This window comes from Ralstonia sp. Ralssp135, assembly GCF_047304345.1.
In the GTDB taxonomy this organism is placed as follows: Bacteria; Pseudomonadota; Gammaproteobacteria; order Burkholderiales; family Burkholderiaceae; genus Ralstonia; species Ralstonia chuxiongensis.
The window spans coordinates 65611-82710 of sequence record NZ_JBGLYZ010000007.1 but is presented as its reverse complement, the minus strand read 5'-3'; the positions used below and the strand labels follow the sequence as shown (position 1 = coordinate 82710).

Sequence of the window (17100 nt, the reverse complement as noted above, 5' to 3'; positions counted from 1 at the left end):
CTACAGCGTGTTGTCGATCAGCGCGCCCTTGAAGACGACCGGCCCGGTCGGGCCCTCCGGGTTGGGCGAGCCGCCACGCGGCTCCACGCTGATGGCCAGGGCTGGCACTTGCCGCAACGGCTGCGCTACCGTCAGCCGCACGGCGCGCTGGTGCCCGATCACCCCAAGTGACTGAGGATGCCCGCCGGGCGGCAGCGCCCAGAGCTGCAAAGCCTGTTCAGTGTTGAGCGGCGTTGCATCCAGCCGCTTGAGCGATAGCGTGCCGGTGCGCGCATCCCAGGTGACGAGGACGGCCGCCTGTGCCTTCGCATCCTGCAGCACGGCCACAGCGTTGGCGACAGGCGCCTCGCGCAATTGCTGCGCCAGTCGCAGGTTCAGCCCGATCGCCACCGCCGCGATCACCGCCGCGGCTGCGGTGGCGCCGCGCCAGAAACCCGTGCCTTGCCAGAGCCGTTGCCAGAGGGTTTGCCGCGGCGGCGCCGGCTCGCGCCAGCCGAGTTGCACCTCAACGCGGCAGAGAATTTCCGGCAGCGGCGCCGTGGCCGGCTGGAGCGCCGGCAGGTCGGCCAGGTAGCGTTGCCAGCGTTCGACCGTGGCGCGCACGGCGTCGTCGTGGCGAATGATCTGCTCGAACCGGCGGCGTGCACCGGCGCGCAATGTGCCGACCGCATATTCAGCGGCCAGCTTGTCGACGAGATCGGGGTGGCGGCGCGGGTCCATCAGGGTGCTCCGAGGCATTCGCGCAGGCGGTCCAATCCGCGCCGCATCCAGGATTTGACAGTGCCCAGCGGCAGTGACAACGCTTGCGCCAGCTCGCTGTGCGACAGGTCTCGCAGATAGGCGAGCGATATGACTTCGCGCTGCTTCGGGTCCAGGCGCTTGAGGCATTCGGCCAGCGCGCGGGCTTGCTGGCCGGCCAGCGCGAGGTCGGCGGGGCCAGGGGCGTGGTCGGCCAGGACATCGGCGTAGGTGTCATCCAGCGGCACGGATTCCTGCACACGTTCGGCATGTTGCCGGCGCAGACAATCGAGTGCGCGGTTGCGCACGATGGTGCTCATCCACGTCATGGGGGCGGCCATGTGGGGGCGGTAATCACCGGCATGGCGCCAGATGTTGACGAAACTTTCTTGCAAGACGTCCTCGGCCCAGTCCTTCCTGACCAAGATACGCAGCGCGAGCCCAAACAGTTTCGGTGCGCAGCGCGTATATAGCGTGCGCAGGGCGTCGCGGTCACCCAAGCCGATGCGCTGTAGCAACGCCGCCAGCTCTTCCGCGTCGGCGCTTTGGGGGCGAGCTGCCGCGGCCGCCGTCGGCGGATCGGCGTCTTGCGCGGCGTGGTCGTCGGCGGTGCGCTGGAAGGTGAGCACGTGGGCAGCTTTTTGTGGACGGTTCTGCCCAAAGTGTAGGTAGAAACCGTGGTTGTGGGGGGAATTCACGTGAAAGGTGCTGAGGTATTTGCATCCAATTGGATGCGCCCTTCGTATAAGCGATCAGGCGCTGAACAAACGCCCGCGATTCGCATCACGCACCGCACGGGTCGCACTTTTCCCCACATCTGCAAGGAGACCGACGATGGACACAACTAAAGAGATGGATCAGTTGGAAAGTGACAGCCCGCGCATCGACGCGCGCCGCCGCGTGCTGCTGCGCGCGCCGGGGCTGATGGCGCTGGGCTCGCTGGCGGCGGTGTCGCTGGGGCAGTCGATGCCTGCCTGGGCCCAGTCCCAATCAGGCAGCGTGAAAGACGACGTCAATATTTTGAACGTGGCGCTGGGGCTGGAGTACCAAGCCATCGCCGCATATCAGGTGGGCGCGGAAAGCGGCCTGTTGCAAAAACCCGTGCTGGCGACGGCCGTGAAGTTCCAGGGCCACCACAAGGCACACGCGGCGGTGCTGGCGGGAACGGTGTCCAAGGTGGGTGGTACGCCGGTCATGGAAAAGAAGGTGGCGGAATACAACTTCCCGGTCAGCCAGCTCAAGACGCAGGCCGACGTGCTGCGTTTTGCCGCCGGGCTGGAAAAGGGCGCCACTTCGGCCTACCTGGGCGTGCTGCCGAATTTCTACACGCGCGACCTGACCAAGGCCGCCGCCAGCATCCTGGGCGACGAGGCAATGCATTGGGCGGTGCTGCTCTCGGTGCTGGGTGAAGACCCGGTGCCGGTGGCGTTCATCAGCTAAAAGGTTTGTTGGGCCGCCACACCGGCTGCTCGTTACGGTGTGGCGGTTTTTTTGTGCGCGTCGAATGCTTCGACGATGCAATCGAGCAAGGCCCGCACGCGCGCGGTCTTGTGCAGATCGGCGTGCGTGACGAGCCAGACGTCCTGCATGCTCCGGCGGTTTGGCAGCAAGCGCACCAGTTGCGGATACGCTTGCGCGCGGCGGCACACCAGCTCAGTGATCCCAATGCCTGCGGCCACCGCCTCTAATAGCGCCAGCGCCGAGTTGCTCTGCAAGACGACGCGCCCGCGCGTGATGGGCTCGCCGCAGAGGTCTTCCCACATCCACGGCACTTCATTGCGCGGATAGACCACCAGGTCGTGCCCCGCAAAGGCCGTCCCTTCTTCCGGCTCACCGCGCGCTGCGACGTAGCTCTGGCTCGCATAGATACCGGTTTCCATTTGGCCGATGCGCCGCGCGATGAGGTCTGGTGAATCCGGCCGCACCGTGCGCACGGCCACGTCGGCTTCGCGCTTGGTCAGGTTGGCAATGCTCTTGGACGCCATGCAGACGACGTCGATGCCCGGATGCCGCTGCCGCAGCTGCGCGATGGCCGGCAACACAAAGGTGGCTGCCATCGTGTCGGTCGTGGCCACTCGGATCGTGCCGGCGAGTTGGTCGTCGATGCCGGCCACGCGGCGCTCGATGGTGTGGGCAGCCTGCTCCATTGCTTCGGCCGGCCCGATCAGCGCTTCGCCGGCAGGTGTGAGCACCAGTGCGGCCGACGTTCGCAAGAAGAGCTTGGCCGATAGCTCGTCTTCCAGTGCGGCGATGCGGCGGCCCACCGTGGCCTGATCCACGCCCAGGCGCTGGGCCGCGCCGCGCAGCGTGCAAGTGCGCGCCACGGCCAGGAAGAAGCGTCCGTTGTCCCAGTTCACATCGGGCTCCTAATATTCGTAGATGAGTGATGCAAATTTGCAGCAATGCAATGCAAAAACGCTGCTTTTTTGCATGCGTTCTCCAGCCTACACTGGGCTGCATGAAATTGCCAAACGGTTCTGCCATGTCTTCATGCAACGCCCACACCATTGCTGCCGCTCCCCGGGGTAACTTGCAACCCGATCTCAGCCGATGGCGCCGTAACGCCACGCTGGGCATTCTCACGTCGGGCGTGTTCATGGCGGTGCTCGATACGACCGTGGTCAACGTGGCGCTCATCGCCATGCGCGACAGCCTGCACAGCAGCGTCGCAGAACTTGCCTGGATTGTTGATGCCTACACGCTGGCCTTTGCCGCCTTCATCCTCACAGGCGGTTTGCTGAGCGACCGCATTGGCGCGCGCACCGTGTTCATGGCGGGGATGGCGGTGTTCATCGTGGCCTCGGCCGGCTGTGGGCTGGCGCCTTCAGTGACCACGCTGATTGCCGTGCGCATCCTGCAGGGCGTGGGCGCGGCGATGTTTCTGCCGAGTTCGCTATCGCTCATTCGCAGCACGTTTGAAGACCCGCGCGAGCGCGCCTGGGCCATTGGCCTGTGGGGCGCCATCGTCGCAACTGCCGCGGCCGTGGGCCCGGCGCTGGGTGGCGTGCTGGTCGACACCTATGGCTGGCGCAGTGCCTTCCTGATCAACGTGCCGCTGGGCGTAGTCGGCATGCTGGGCACGTGGGTGATCGTGCGCCACGTGCAGCCTGCACGCGCCAAGCCGTTCGACTGGGCGGGGCAGGTGACGAGCGCCGTGATGCTCGCGGCGCTGTGTTTTGCCGCGATTGAATGGCCGGTGCGCGGCGCGCTATCGCCGTGGGTGTGGGGTACCGCGCTGTTGACGGTGGTGGCCGGGGCGCTGTTCGTCTTGGCCGAACGCCGGGCGCGTGCGCCGCTGGTGCCGCTGGCCTGGCTGGGGCATCGCACGCTGGGCGCGGTCAACGGCGTGGGGTTTCTGCTGAATTTCGGCTATTACGGTGCGTTGTTCGTGCTGAGCCTGCATTTGCAGAATGTCGAACACCTGAGCGCACGCCAGACCGGCCTGGTCATGCTGCCAATGGCGGTGAGCCTGTCGGCGGGCAACATCTTCGCGGGCAAGCTGATGGCGCGTTTTTCTACGCCGACGATGATGCTGAGTGGCCTCGTGATCGGCGCGGCAGGTTTGCTCGCCACGTCGGCTGCGCTGACTGGCCATGTGCACATCTGGGTGGTGAGCGCAACGATGATGGCTTACGGCGGCGGCACCGCGCTGGCGATCGCGCCCATGACGTCGACCATTCTGTCTGCGGCGCCGGGCGAGCTGGCCGGCACGGCGTCGGGCTTGCTCAACGCTGCGCGGCAGACCGGCAGTTTGCTGGGCGTGGCAGCGGCGGGCGCGGTCGTTACGGTGGTGCCTGGTCTGGCGCATGCCTCGCCGCTGGTGTTTGGCCTGATGACACTGTCGTACGCCGGCGCGATGGCGATGGCGTGGATCAGCCGTCGCCCGGCCGCCACCGCGCTGGCTGCCTGATCAGCCGCTATTGCGAAGGCCAGCCGCAATCCCGTTGATCGACAGATGGATGCCGCGCCGCACGCGTGCATCGTCACTGCCGGCCTTGCCTGAGCGGAAGCGCTTGAGCAGCTCGACCTGCAAGTGATTCAGCGGGTCGAGATACGGGAAGCGGTTTTTGATGGAGCGCGCCAGCAGCGGATTGTCGGCAAGGCGTTCCGACCGCCCCGTGATGGCTGCCAGCGTCTGCTCGGTCAACGTGAACTCCGCCGAGATGCGCGAGAACACCGCGTTACGCAGCTTGCGGTCATCGCACAACTGCGCGTAGCGCGACGCCACGTTCAGATCGGCCTTGGACAGCACCATGTCCATGTTCGAGAGCAGGTTCGCAAAGAACGGCCACTGCTTGTGCATACGCTTGAGCGTGGCCAGGCGCGCGGCGCGGGCCTTGGCATTTCCAGCGTCGTCGAGCCAGCGCTGCACCGCGCTGCCAAAGCCGAACCAGCCCGGCAGCAGCAGACGGCATTGGCCCCACGAGAAGCCCCACGGAATCGCACGCAGGTCTTCAATGCGGCGGTGTTTCTTGTCCATCAGCTTGCGCGAGGCCGGGCGTGAACCGAGGTTCAGGTCGGCAATCTCGGTGATCGGCGTGGTGGCGAAGAAGTAATCCTTGAAGCCTGGGGTTTCGTAGACGAGATTGCGGTACGCGGCGAAGGCGTTGTCCGAAAGCGCCTGCATGGCGGCTTCGAAATCTTCCAGGCCCTTCGGACGGTTGCGCGTGGGCAGCAGCGTCGCTTCCAGAGTGGCCGCGACGATGGTTTCCAGGTTGCGCCGGCCGATCTCAGGATTGGCGAACTTGCTCGAGATGATCTCGCCCTGCTCGGTCAGGCGGATCTGCCCGTTCACCGTGCCCGGGGGCTGCGACAGGATGGCCTGGTAGGTCGGGCCACCGCCTCGGCCGACCGTGCCGCCGCGGCCGTGGAACAGGCGCAGGCGCACGCCTTTGCGCTCGAACAGATCCACCAGCGCCAGCTCGGCCTTGTACAGCTCCCAGTTGGAGGTGAGGAAACCGCCGTCCTTGTTGGAATCCGAATAGCCGAGCATCACTTCCTGCTCGTTGCCCTGCGCCGCCAGCACGGCATCGAAGCCGGGCAGGGCAAGCAGGTCGCCCATGATCTCGGGGGCGTTGCGCAAGTCTTCGATGGTTTCGAACAGCGGGATCACCATCACGTCCAGCGCGGCGCCGCCGCCGCTGCCATTGGCGCCCGTGCGGAACATGCCGGCCTCCTTCTGCAGCAGCATCACTTCCAGCAAGTCCGACAGCGTCTCGGTGTGCGAAATGATGTAGTTGCGCACGATGCGATTGCCGTAGCGGGCACGCACTTCGCGGGCGGCGCGGAAGATGTCGATCTCCGACGTGGTCTGCTCGCTGTATGCGTGGAACGGCAGCGTCAGCACGCGCGGCTGTTGCAGCTCGCGCAGCAGCAGCGTGCGTTTGTCGGCCTCGGATAGCGCCGCATAGGCGCCTTCCACACCCGCAACCTTCAGCAACTCGGCGACGGTCGCTTCGTGTACGTCCGATACCTGACGCAGGTCGATCGATGACAGGTGGAAGCCGAACACATCAATCGCGCGCGCCAGCGATGCCAGTCGCGCATCGGCCAGCACTTCGCCGTGGTGCGCCGCCAAGGAGTCGATCACGATCTGGATGTCGGCACGCAGTTCTTCTGCGTTGTTGTAAGCCGGGGCGGGGCCGACGGCGTGGCGGCCTGCGTCTTCGCCGGTCAGCTCATGGCACGTGGCGGCCAGGCGCGCATAGACGCCAATCAGCGCACGGCGGTACGGCTCGTCCACGCGGTGTTCGGAATGGTCGGGCGAGCGCTCGGCCAGCGCTTGCAGCTCTGCGCTCACATCCACCAGCGACGTCGACATCGACAGCTCCGCACCCAGCGCGTGGATCTCTTCCAGGTACCACGCGAGGATCACGCTCGCCTGCTTGCGTGCGGCGTCGCGCAACGTCGTTGCCGTGACGAAGGGGTTACCGTCGCGGTCGCCGCCGATCCACGAGCCCATCTGGAAGAAGGGCGGCAGCGGTGCCGGTTCGCCGCGTGCGCCGCGACGCGGGAACGCGGTCGCGATGTCTTCTTCCAGTTCGCGGTACAGCGCGGGAATTTCGCGCAGGAAGGTGGTTTTGTAATACGACAGCGCGTTCTCGATCTCGTCAGCCACCATCAGACGCGTCGTGCGCAGCATGCGCGTTTGCCACAGCTTGGTGACATGGGCGCGCAGCAGCGCGGTGTTGCGCTCGCGCTCGCGCGTGGTGAGCGGTGCATCGCGTTCAGCCAGCAAGCGGGCGATTTCGCGTTGTGCGTCGAGCGTGCTCTTGCGCTGCACCTCCGTCGGGTGGGCGGTCAGCACCGGCACGATCAGCGCGGTTTCGAAGAATCGGCGCAGCACGTCGCCCGACAGCCCTTCATCCGCGGCCGACAGCAGCGCGCGCATCAGGCTGCCCGGCTGCGGCGGCGATCCGGCCAGCGCATGCACGCGGCGGCGGCGATTGTGGTGCTGGTCTTCAGCGATGTTCGCCAGGTGCGAGAAATAGCTGAAGGCGCGCACCACCGACGTGGTTTGGTCGCGCGAGAGCGTTTTCAGCAGCCGGTCGAGATCCTGCTCGGCTTGACGGTCACCGTCGCGGCGAAAGCGCACGGCAGTCTGCCGGATGGTTTCAACCGTTTCGAAGACGGTGCCGCCTTCCTGGTCACGCAGCACGTCGCCCAGCAGGCGCCCGAGGAAGCGGATGTCTTCCTTCAGCGGCTGATCCTTGGCCGCGGCGCTGCCCGACGAGCGTCGGGAAGTGGGGCCGAGTGATGCGCCGTTGGCTTCGTCCGCGCCATTGGCCTTTGCCACTGGTTTGGCGACGGGTTTGGCAGCCTTGATGGACCTGGGGGTCTTGCTGGTCTTGGCGGGGGCGGCCGAAGCCTTGCGGGCGGTGGTCGCGCGCGAGGAAGCGCGGCGCGCGGCGGGCTGCGTCATGGTGTCTCCTAGGTTGGGTAGGTAAGGTGCCTGAACGGCCCTCTTTTCTGCATCACTTCAACGTGATAGCCGGACTGTCGCGAAAAAGCTGCGTGCTACCATTGCCGCATGTCTTCCAACGTCCACCCGACTTCCCGTCAATCCCAGCTTGTAACGACTCCTGCAGCCCAGGCGCCGACCAAGCTGGTCATTGCCTCGCGCGAAAGCCGGCTTGCCCTCTGGCAAGCCGAACACGTGCGTGCTGCATTGCAAAAATACTATCCCGCGTGCGACGTGTCCATCCTTGGAATGACCACGCGCGGCGACCAGATTCTCGACCGCTCCCTCGCGAAGGTGGGGGGCAAAGGTTTGTTTGTTAAGGAACTGGAAGTCGCCTTGGCCGAGGGGCGTGCCGATCTCGCCGTGCATTCGCTCAAGGATGTGCCGATGGAATTGCCCGAAGGCTTTGCGCTGTCGGCCATCCTTGAACGCGAAGATCCGCGCGATGCCTTTGTTTCCAACGACTACGCCGATCTGGCCTCGCTGCCGGCAGGCGCCGTCGTGGGCACGTCCAGTCTGCGCCGCGAGGCTTCGCTGCGGGCGCGCTTCCCACATCTGGTCATCCAGCCGCTGCGGGGCAACCTCGATACGCGCCTCGGCAAGCTTGATCGTGGCGACTACGCTGCCATCATCCTGGCCGCTGCCGGGCTTAAGCGCCTGGGGCTGGCTGATCGCATCCGCTCGACCATCGCGCCGGAAGAATCGCTGCCAGCAGCAGGGCAGGGCGCGCTCGGCATCGAGATTCGCGCCGATCGCGCAGACGTGCGAGCGTGTCTTGCGCCGCTGCACGATGAGCCCACAGCGCTGGCCGTGACTGCTGAGCGTGCTGTTTCGCGCATTCTCGGCGGTTCCTGCCAAGTGCCGTTGGCCTCGTTTGCGCAGTGGTCGGATGCCGGCGCGCTGCGCCTGCGCGCCTTTGTCGCTTCGCAGGACGGTACCCGCAAACTTGCCGCGGATGGCGAAACCACGCCATCCACGCTGGCTGACGCCGACGCATTGGGCGTGCGCGTCGCCCAGCAAATGCTGGCCGGCGGTGCACGCGACATCCTTGCCATGCTGGGCGCCGACGCCCCTCCCGCTACCTAACTTCCACGGCTCGCCATGGACGACCACTTGCCACTGCGCTTGTCACCATCGTCGCCCGCATCCAGCACGCCGCCTGTTCAACCGGCAACACCGCCCGTGGTGGTGGTCACGCGTCCGCGTGCGCAGGCGCCCATGCTGGTGGCGGCGCTTGAGCGCCACGGCCTGCGTACGCATCAGTTTCCGCTGCTCGACATTGCGCCGACACCCAATCTCGACGACTTGCGTGCCGCGCTGGGCGACCCTTCGCGCTATGCGCTGGTCGTGTTCGTCAGCCCTAACGCCGTGCAGCAGGCATTTGCCGCCATGCCGGAAGGGTTCCGCTGGCCGCAGGAAGTGCCTGTGGCGGTGGTGGGCCCCGCGAGCGCACTGGCGCTTGCCCAGCACGGCGTTGCGCCGCCCGCGCACCGTGTGATCCAGCCTGACACGCATGCCGACGACGCTCGCCAGGATTCCGAAGCGCTGTACGCGCGGCTGGATGTGCCCGCGTTGAGCGGCCGTGAAGTTCTGATCGTGCGCGGCAATGGCGGCCGCGAATGGCTGGCAGATCAACTTCGCGAAGCCGGCGCATCGGTCCGTACGGTGGAAGCCTATCGCCGCAGCGTGCCGGTGCCCGATGCCGCGGCGTGGCTCGCCTTGCGTGCCGTGCTTTCGGCCCGCCACGCCTGGACGCTCACCAGCTCCGAGGCCGTCCGCAATCTCGATGAGCTGGCCCGTGCCAATCTGTTGCCCGCCGATCTGGATACGCTGCACGGCGCGCCATGCTTTGCTTCGCACGCCCGCATCGTCGAACAGGCCAAATCGCTGGGCTTTCGCGACGTGACGCTCACCGGCGCCGGCGACGACCGGCTCCTCGCCAGCGTGCTCGCGTGGGCCGGGCCGGTATCGGCACCCGAGCAAGCCCCGGCAAAGGCGTCAGCTGAATCAAACCCGTCTACTTCTTCTTCCACTGTGACGCAGACTCCCGTTCCCTCGGCGGCTCCCGCTTCTGCCCCTGCTTCGACGCCAGCGCCCGCATCTGCGGAAGCCAAGCCGAGCCCAGTGCCTGCGCCTGCTGCTCCGCCGGCTGCGTTTGCGCCCACCATGACGGTCAACCATGCGCCGCGCCGTGGCGGTTGGCTGATCTGGGTGGCGCTGGTTGCGGTCGTGGCGGCCGTGGCCGCACTGCAGGTGCGCAATGAGCGCCTGGCACGCGAGATCCGTCAGCATGCCCAGACAAACGAAGCGCTGGCGCAGGAGATGCGCGTGCTGTCGCGCGCGGATCAGGATTCGGTTTCCCAGCTGCAACAGAAATTCGGCGCGCTGGATGCCCGCACCGCTGAAACGCGCGATCGCCAAGCCGCGCTGGAGCAGGCCAACCAAGACCTTCTGCGCAACCGCGATGACTGGCAGCGCGCCGAGATCCAGCGTTCGCTGGAGGTCACGGCTGAGCAACTGCAACTGACCGGCAATGTCGCCGGTGCCCTGGCTGCGCTGCAAACGGTCGACGCGCGCCTGGCCACGCTCGACAAACCGCAGTTCAACGCCGTGCGCCGGGCGGTATCGCGCGATATGGCCAAGCTCAAGGCGATGCCGTCGTTCGATCTGGCGGGTGCGGCGCTGCGGTTGGATGACGCCATCAACGCTGTAGACACGCTGCCGCTCATCTCGTCGGCCCAGCCGCTCGAGGCGGAACAGGCTGCGCAGGCGCCGCATGCTGCCGTGAAACCCACGAAGAATGCCAAGGCGCACGCTGCGGCTGCGTCAGCCCCGGTTGCATCGACGCCGCCAAACGCCGGATGGTCGGCGGGCGTGCGCGCCTGGTGGGGCCGCCTGTGGAACGACGTGCGCGGCGAATTGGGCCAAATCGTACAGGTGCGCCGCGTCGATCAGACCGAGGCGCTGCTGCTCTCTTCCGACCAAGCGTGGTTCCTGCGCGAAAACCTCAAGCTGCGCCTGATGAATGCGCGCCTGGCGTTGCTCTCGCGTAATGACGCTGTGTTCCGTGCCGACCTAGGGCGTGCCGATACGCTGCTCGCGCGCTACTTCGATACGCAGTCTTCGCGCGTGACCACGGTGCAGAATCAACTGTCGCAGGTGCGCGCGACGGCCGGCACGCTGCAGGTGCCGACGCTGGCTGACAGCCTTGCCGCCGTGCGCGGTTCGGGCAAGGAGTGAGCATGCGCTGGGTATTCTGGGTCGCGCTCCTGTTTGCCGCCGCCGTTGGGCTGGCGTTGTTCACTGAACTCAACTTGAGCAACGTCGTGCTGTTCTACCCGCCGTACCGGGTCGAGATGTCGCTCAATTTCGTGCTGGCTGCGTTGCTGGCGACGTTCGTGGTGCTGCATCTTGTGATGCGCCTTTTCCACCATGTGGCCGGCATGCCGGCGCGTGCTGCCGCGTATCGCGAGCGCAACCGCATCCTGAAGGCATCGGCCGCGTTGCGCGAAGCAATGGAGAGCTTGTTTGCCGGCCGCTTCGGCCATGCGGAACGCCAGGCACGCGAAGCCCAGGCCTGGGAGCCGCAGCGCGAGACGGCCGCGCTGATCGGCGCCCGTGCCGCACACCGCATGCAGGAGACCGAGCGCCGCGACGCCTGGATGGCCGAAGTGTCGTCGCCCGATCGTGAGCAGGCGAAGCTTGTGTCGATGGCCGAATTGCTGGTCGACGCACGCGATGCGGAAGGTGCGCTGGAGAAGATCGCGCAACTGCAATCGCAGGGCTCGAGGCAGATTCAGGCGCAACGTATTGCCCTGCGTGCGCATCAGCATCTGAAGAATTGGAGCGAGGTGCTGCGCCTCACGCGCGCCCTGGAAAAGCGCAACGCCATCCATTCCGTGCTGGCCGCGCGTCTCAAGCAGATGGCGTGCGAAACGCTGCTGGCCGAGCGCCGCCACGATGCCGATGCGCTGAATAGCTTCTGGCGCGAACTGACCACGGAAGAACGCCGCTCGCCGCGCATTGCCTCACAGGCGGCGCTGTATTTCGCGCAGCTTGGCCGCACCGATGACGCCAAGCGCGTTGTTGAAGATGGCCTGAAGACGCATTGGGATAGCCGCCTGATCCGCCGCTACGCCGATTGCGCAGTGCCGGGCAAGGCCCTGCCGCTGATCCAGCAAGCCGAGAAATGGCTCGCCCAGCATCCGGTGGATGCCGACCTGTTCTACACGCTCGGCATGCTGTGCTTCAAGGAGCAGCTCTGGGGCAAGGCGCAGTCGAACCTGGAGTCGGCATTGAAGTATGCCGATGCGGATCACTCTGGCAACCTGCGCGCCCATGCGCATCTGGCGCTTGCACAGATGTTCGAGCAGACCGAGCGCATGGAAGACGCGCAACGCCACTACCGGCAAAGCGCATTGCTTGCCGTGAAATGAAAAAGGCCGGGGTGACCCCGGCCTTTTTTCTTGGCGGTGACAGCGCCTATTTGTTCACCATCCGTGCTGGTACGGAAAGCGTTAGGATCGCGCCCAGCACCATCGACGCGGCCAGCATGTACATGCCCGAATCGGTGCTCTGCGTGGCGTCTTTCAGCCAGCCGACGGCGTAGGGGCTCAGGAAGCCCGCAAGGTTGCCCAGCGAATTGATGAGCGCAATGCCAGCGGCGGCGCCCGTGCCGGCCAGGAACGCAGTCGGCAGGCTCCAGAACAGTGGCAACGTGGTCAGGATGCCCATGGTGCCGAGTGTGAGGGCGGCCATGGCCAGCGTGGTGTCGGTGTGCCACACGGCCGACAGCACGAGCCCGATTGCCCCCACCACCGCGGGAATCGCGATGTGCCAGCGGCGCTCACGCAGGCGGTCGGCGCTGCGGGCTACCAAGACCATGGCGACGACCGCCGCGCCGTACGGAATCGCCGTCAGCAAGCCCACCGAGAACGGATCGGCCACACCGGTCTGTTTGATCAGTGTCGGCAGCCAGAAGCTGACGCCATACAGGCCCATCACGAAGGTGAAGTAGATCAGGCTCATCAGCCACACGCGCGGGCTGGCCATGACGGTGCGGATGGGCGGGTCTTCCTTCTCGGCGTCTTCGGCGGCGATGTTGCGGGCGAGCAGCGCTTTCTCTTCGTCCGTCAGCCACTTCGCGTGGCTGATGCGGTCGTCCAGATAGGCCAGCACAAAGATACCGACGATGATCGAGGGGATGCCTTCGATCAGGAACATCCACTGCCAGCCGGCCAGGCCGTAGACGCCGCTAAACGCCTTCATCGCCCAACCCGAGATGGGGCCCCCGATCACGCCCGACAGCGCAATCGCCGTCATGAAGAAGGTGGTGGTGCGCCCGCGCCGCTGCGCCGGATACCAGTACGTGAGGTACAGGATGATGCCCGGGAAGAAGCCGGCCTCTGCCAGGCCCAGCAGAAAGCGCATCACGTAGAACATGGCCGGCGTGGTCACGAACATCATGGCCGCCGAGATGATGCCCCACGAGATCATGATCCGCGCGATCCAGATGCGCGCGCCCACGCGGTGCAGGATCACATTGCTCGGCACTTCAAAAAGGAAGTAGCCGATGAAGAAGATGCCCGCGCCCAGACCGTAGATGGTCTCGCTGAACTTGAGATCGTTGAGCATCTGCAGCTTGGCAAAGCCCACGTTGACGCGATCGAGATACGCGACCACGTAACACAGCAGCAGGAACGGAACGAGACGCCACGTCACCTTGCGGTAAGTAGCTTCTTCAAATGCGCTTGTGGACTGTGGCGGCAGCGTGCCTGCGCCGCCAACCGGTGAGGTGGGAGGGGTGGTGATGGCCATCGGGTCTCCAGAGTTATTGTGAGTTCAGGCCGAGTGCTCCTCGTTACCTACCTCGGCCTGGAAAACCGCCACAGCATTCTGCGCTTCTCAGGCGGGCGCGCCAAGACGCCCGCCGGCAGGGTTTATACGCAGCGCCCGCCGTCCACTTCCAAACACGTGCCGGTAATGAACTCCGCTTCGTCCGACGCCAGATACAGGCATGCGTTAGCCACATCCTGCGGCGTGGAAAGCCGCCCCATCGGGATCGTCGCCAGGAAGCGCGCGCGGTTCTCGGGGGTATCGGGTACGCCCATGAACTGCTCGATGAGGCCCGTGGCGCCCATCACCGGGTTCACGCAGTTCACGCGGATCTTGTCGGGGCCAAGCTCCGCCGCCATCGCCTTGCTGGCCGTGATGACGGCGCCCTTGCTGGCGTTGTACCAGACGAGCCCCGGCCGCGGCCGGATGCCCGCGGTGGACGCCACGTTGACGAACACGCCGCCGCCGCGCTCACGGAAGTGCGGGACGATGTGATGCGCGGTCCAGTAAATGCTCTTCACGTTGACGGCCATCACGCGGTCGAACTCATCTTCGGTGATCTGCAACAGCGGCTTGTTCTTGTGCGTGGTGCCGGCATTGTTCACTACGATGTGCAGATCGCCATAGCGCGCCAGCGTGGCGCCCAGCAGCTTGGCGACGGAGTCACCATTCGACACGTCGGCGTGCACGAAATGCGCATCGCCGCCGGCCACGCGAATGGCGCTGGCCACGCGTTCGCCGGCCTCCGCATTCAAGTCATTGACGACGACGCGCGCACCTTCGCGGGCAAAGGTGTTGGCGATGCCCTCTCCAAAACCCGAACCTGCGCCTGTGACGATGGCGATTTTGCCGGCAAGCCGCATGGTGTCTCCTCGTGTTGTGGGTGGATGTTGCGTTGCGCCTTAACCGTGACGGATGGCGATGGTCTTGAGCGTGGTGAAACCGTAGAGCGCTTCAAAGCCCTTTTCGCGCCCGTGGCCCGATTGGCCCGTTCCGCCGAAGGGCAGTTCAACGCCGCCGCCTGCGCCGTAATTGTTGATGAAGACCTGGCCGGCTCTGAGTTTGCGTGCGAGGCGCATCTGGCGGCCACCGTCGTTCGTCCACACGCCAGCTACCAGGCCGTACGGTGTGCCGTTGGCCAGGGCCAGCGCTTCAGCTTCGGTATCGAATGGCATGGCGGCCAGCAGCGGGCCGAACACTTCCTGCTGTGCGAGGCGGTGCGTGTGCGGTACATCACGCAGCAGCATCGGTGCCTGGTAGTAGCCGGTCTCGGGTGCCTCGGGCACCACCTGGCCCTGCGCCATCACCGGAATGTTGGCGTGCTGCGCATCCGAGACGAAATCCCATACGCGTTGCTGCTGCTTGGGGTTGATGAGCGGGCCGCAATCCAGATCCAGCGACGAGGGGCCGACCCGGATGGATTCAAACACCATGGCCAACCGGTCCAGCATCGCCTCGTAAACGCTGCGCTCGATCAGTACACGGCTGCCGGCAGAGCACGTCTGCCCGGCGTTCTGGATGATGCCGTTCACCACGGCCGGAATGGCGGCTTCCAGATCGGCGTCGGCAAACACGATCTGCGGAGATTTGCCGCCAAGTTCCAGCGTCACGGGCACGTGGTTTTCCGCGGCCGCTCGCACAACGGCTTTGCCCGTTTCCGGTGACCCTGTGAACGACACATGATTGATCCCGGGATGCGCCGCTAGTGCCGCACCTGCTTCGTGGCCATAGCCGGTCACGATATTGAGTGCGCCATCGGGCAAGCCTGCCTCGGCGGCCAGCTCGGCCACGCGCAGGATCGACAGGCACGCGTCTTCCGCCGGCTTGACCACGCACGCGTTGCCTGCCGCCAATGCAGCGCCCACGCTGCGCCCGAAGATCTGCATCGGGTAGTTCCACGGGATGATGTGCGCCGTTACGCCATGGGGCTCGCGCACGGTCAGCACGGTGGTATCGGCCGGGTAGGGGATGGTTTGCCCGTGCAGCTTGTCGGCCGCACCGGCGTAGAACTCGAAGTAGCGGGCCACGGCGCGGGCGTCGGCGCGCGCCTGGCGCATGGGCTTGCCGGTGTCGCGGGCTTCCAGGCGGGCCAGCTCTTCTTCGTGATCGGCCAGGCGCAGGGCCACGCGCATGAGCAAGCGGCCGCGCTCGGCGGGTGCCAACTGGCCCCAGACGCCCTCGAACGCACGCCGCGCCGCATGCACAGCCACGCTGATGTCGGTGGCGTTGCCGCGCGCAATCTCGGCAAAGGATTGGCCGTCGGACGGATCGAACACCTTGATGCGCATCCCCGAGTCGGGCGACATCAGACGGTTGGCGATGAAGTGCTGGGCATGCATGGGGGGTTCCTGCAAAAGATCGGCAACGCACGATTTTCGCACGGGCGCGGCGTTGTCAGGGGAAGCGGCCGGGTGTCAGGAGCTATAATGCCCGCCGACAGTTTTTCACGCTTCTTTCTAACCATTTGCGTCGCGTTTTTACGCACTTCGCGCATTCCGGAGCATTTCCATGAGCTTCAACAACGTCTCGCCGGGCAAGGACATCCCCAACGACTTCAACGTCATCATCGAGATCCCGGCGCAAAGCGACCCGGTCAAGTACGAAGCCGACAAGGAAACCGGTCTGCTGTTCGTGGACCGCTTCGTTGGTACCGGCATGCGCTACCCGGCTAACTACGGCTTCATCCCGCAGACGCTTTCGGGCGACGGTGACCCGGTCGACGTTCTGGTCGTCACGCCGTTCCCGCTCATCCACGGTTGCGTGGTGCGCTGCCGTGCCCTGGGCATGCTCAAGATGACGGACGAGTCCGGCGTGGATGCCAAGCTGGTTGCCGTGCCTGTCAACAAGCTGAGCCCAGCCACGGCCCACATGACCGACCTGTCGGACATCGGCCAAAACCTGCTGGACCAGATCAAGCACTTCTTTGAGCACTACAAGGCGCTGGAAGCCGGCAAGTGGGTCAAGGTCGAAGGCTGGGGCGGCATTGAAGAAGCCCACAAGGAAATCGCCGACGGCGTTGCCAACTATAAGAAGTAAGCGATTTCAGGATTTTGCCGTACGGCATGTCTGACAAATCCCGGCCTCTGGATGGAGCGCCGGGATTTTTTCTTTGCGAAGCGGTCATCAGCGCAGCACGCGGAGATTTGTCGACTCGCGTCCGGTCGCCATTTGCGCCCGGGACAGGGCTGCAGTATGCATTCTGTGATATTTTTCACGAATTTCGCATACTTACCGCCCGGTAGTTCTGCTACACAGAGATTTAAGAAACGCTCATTTGCCCACCGGAAACGGCCCCTCTAGACTCCCCGTCAAGTTTGACTCCAACCCTTGGTACTGCGATGTTGAACAAGACTGTTGTCGTTCCCGTGCTTTCCGCTGTGGCCATGGCCGCATTCACTGTGTGGGCGCTGCTGGTTGGGCCGCCGGACGCTGCCCACGCTGGCGAGCGTGCCGTCGCATCGGCTCCTGTGGCGGTGGATTCAAGCACTGCACACTGCGTGATCGCTCACCAGAAGCCTGCCGCGCCCTAAGTTTCACCTCCGCGTCCGCCATTCGTGCGGACGCTG

At 65.4% G+C, this 17100-nt stretch carries 14 protein-coding genes; 7 read left to right on the top strand and 7 right to left on the bottom strand.

All coding sequences use genetic code 11. The features are described from left to right. On the bottom strand, positions 1–720 hold the full coding sequence (locus ACCD03_RS07855) for an anti-sigma factor domain-containing protein (protein WP_413411241.1): 720 nt from the start codon (positions 718–720) through the stop codon (positions 1–3). Further along, positions 720–1367: an RNA polymerase sigma factor gene (locus tag ACCD03_RS07850; RefSeq protein ID WP_253538248.1), complete on the bottom strand. Its 648-nt coding sequence runs from the start codon at positions 1365–1367 to the stop codon at positions 720–722. The genes ACCD03_RS07855 and ACCD03_RS07850 overlap by 1 nt, the downstream gene beginning before the upstream one ends. Positions 1368–1572: 205 nt before the next feature. Here ACCD03_RS07850 and ACCD03_RS07845 point away from each other — a divergent pair, with 205 nt between their 5' ends. Further along, the gene (locus ACCD03_RS07845; RefSeq protein WP_413411240.1) at positions 1573–2178 is read left to right on the top strand and encodes a ferritin-like domain-containing protein; all 606 of its coding nucleotides are present in this window, start codon (positions 1573–1575) and stop codon (positions 2176–2178) included. Positions 2179–2210: 32 nt separating this feature from the next. On the opposite strand, the gene ACCD03_RS07840 is transcribed toward ACCD03_RS07845, so the two are convergent. Beyond that, positions 2211–3095 carry a LysR family transcriptional regulator gene (locus tag ACCD03_RS07840; RefSeq protein ID WP_325653650.1) on the bottom strand — a complete coding sequence of 295 codons (885 nt, stop codon included), beginning with the start codon at positions 3093–3095 and terminating at the stop codon, positions 2211–2213. Positions 3096–3220: 125 nt separating this feature from the next. Between ACCD03_RS07840 and ACCD03_RS07835 the strand changes: the two genes are divergently transcribed. Further along, positions 3221–4648, top strand: coding sequence for an MFS transporter (locus ACCD03_RS07835; protein ID WP_045205976.1), 1428 nt, complete (start codon positions 3221–3223; stop codon positions 4646–4648). Here the strand turns inward: ACCD03_RS07835 and ppc are convergent, their stop codons facing one another. After that, positions 4649–7660, bottom strand: a complete 3012-nt coding sequence (gene ppc, locus ACCD03_RS07830) for a phosphoenolpyruvate carboxylase (protein ID WP_413411239.1) — start codon at positions 7658–7660, stop codon at positions 4649–4651. 108 nt (positions 7661–7768) lie between these two features. Between ppc and hemC the strand changes: the two genes are divergently transcribed. The 3 genes from hemC to ACCD03_RS07815 are packed head-to-tail and all read left to right on the top strand — an operon-like array spanning position 7769 to position 12135. After that, the gene (gene hemC / locus ACCD03_RS07825; protein WP_413411238.1) at positions 7769–8785 is read left to right on the top strand and encodes a hydroxymethylbilane synthase; all 1017 of its coding nucleotides are present in this window, start codon (positions 7769–7771) and stop codon (positions 8783–8785) included. A gap of 15 nt (positions 8786–8800) precedes the next feature. Next, positions 8801–10939 carry a fused uroporphyrinogen-III synthase HemD/membrane protein HemX gene (hemDX, locus tag ACCD03_RS07820; protein WP_413411237.1) on the top strand — a complete coding sequence of 713 codons (2139 nt, stop codon included), beginning with the start codon at positions 8801–8803 and terminating at the stop codon, positions 10937–10939. A gap of 2 nt (positions 10940–10941) precedes the next feature. Next, positions 10942–12135 (top strand): heme biosynthesis protein HemY, encoded by a 1194-nt coding sequence (locus ACCD03_RS07815; protein WP_413411236.1) that lies wholly within the window; start codon positions 10942–10944, stop codon positions 12133–12135. Between the two features lie 46 nt (positions 12136–12181). On the opposite strand, the gene ACCD03_RS07810 is transcribed toward ACCD03_RS07815, so the two are convergent. The 3 genes from ACCD03_RS07810 to ACCD03_RS07800 form a co-directional block, all read right to left on the bottom strand. Next, complete coding sequence (locus ACCD03_RS07810) at positions 12182–13516, bottom strand: MFS transporter (RefSeq protein WP_413411235.1); 1335 nt, start codon at positions 13514–13516, stop codon at positions 12182–12184. A 122-nt stretch (positions 13517–13638) separates the two neighbouring features. After that, positions 13639–14397 (bottom strand): SDR family oxidoreductase, encoded by a 759-nt coding sequence (locus tag ACCD03_RS07805; protein ID WP_252690930.1) that lies wholly within the window; start codon positions 14395–14397, stop codon positions 13639–13641. A 39-nt stretch (positions 14398–14436) separates the two neighbouring features. Beyond that, on the bottom strand, positions 14437–15873 hold the full coding sequence (locus ACCD03_RS07800) for an aldehyde dehydrogenase family protein (protein ID WP_253538213.1): 1437 nt from the start codon (positions 15871–15873) through the stop codon (positions 14437–14439). A 169-nt stretch (positions 15874–16042) separates the two neighbouring features. Here ACCD03_RS07800 and ppa point away from each other — a divergent pair, with 169 nt between their 5' ends. After that, on the top strand, positions 16043–16570 hold the full coding sequence (ppa, locus tag ACCD03_RS07795) for an inorganic diphosphatase (protein WP_024975070.1): 528 nt from the start codon (positions 16043–16045) through the stop codon (positions 16568–16570). A gap of 347 nt (positions 16571–16917) precedes the next feature. Continuing rightward, positions 16918–17064, top strand: a complete 147-nt coding sequence (locus tag ACCD03_RS07790; protein ID WP_413411234.1) for a hypothetical protein — start codon at positions 16918–16920, stop codon at positions 17062–17064. The last annotated feature ends 36 nt before the right edge of the window (positions 17065–17100 follow it).

What these genes read in the sequence shown, in the direction of transcription:
- ACCD03_RS07835 (WP_045205976.1), top strand. Translation starts at nt 3,221, where the DNA reads ATGTCTTCATGCAACGCCCACACCATTGCTGCCGCTCCCCGGGGTAAC.
- ACCD03_RS07790 (WP_413411234.1), top strand. Translation starts at nt 16,918, where the DNA reads ATGGCCGCATTCACTGTGTGGGCGCTGCTGGTTGGGCCGCCGGACGCT.
- ACCD03_RS07800 (WP_253538213.1), bottom strand. Translation starts at nt 15,873, where the DNA reads ATGCATGCCCAGCACTTCATCGCCAACCGTCTGATGTCGCCCGACTCG.
- ACCD03_RS07810 (WP_413411235.1), bottom strand. Translation starts at nt 13,516, where the DNA reads ATGGCCATCACCACCCCTCCCACCTCACCGGTTGGCGGCGCAGGCACG.
- ACCD03_RS07805 (WP_252690930.1), bottom strand. Translation starts at nt 14,397, where the DNA reads ATGCGGCTTGCCGGCAAAATCGCCATCGTCACAGGCGCAGGTTCGGGT.
- ppc (WP_413411239.1), bottom strand. Translation starts at nt 7,660, where the DNA reads ATGACGCAGCCCGCCGCGCGCCGCGCTTCCTCGCGCGCGACCACCGCC.
- ACCD03_RS07845 (WP_413411240.1), top strand. Translation starts at nt 1,573, where the DNA reads ATGGACACAACTAAAGAGATGGATCAGTTGGAAAGTGACAGCCCGCGC.
- ACCD03_RS07815 (WP_413411236.1), top strand. Translation starts at nt 10,942, where the DNA reads ATGCGCTGGGTATTCTGGGTCGCGCTCCTGTTTGCCGCCGCCGTTGGG.
- hemDX (WP_413411237.1), top strand. Translation starts at nt 8,801, where the DNA reads ATGGACGACCACTTGCCACTGCGCTTGTCACCATCGTCGCCCGCATCC.
- ppa (WP_024975070.1), top strand. Translation starts at nt 16,043, where the DNA reads ATGAGCTTCAACAACGTCTCGCCGGGCAAGGACATCCCCAACGACTTC.
- hemC (WP_413411238.1), top strand. Translation starts at nt 7,769, where the DNA reads ATGTCTTCCAACGTCCACCCGACTTCCCGTCAATCCCAGCTTGTAACG.
- ACCD03_RS07855 (WP_413411241.1), bottom strand. Translation starts at nt 720, where the DNA reads ATGGACCCGCGCCGCCACCCCGATCTCGTCGACAAGCTGGCCGCTGAA.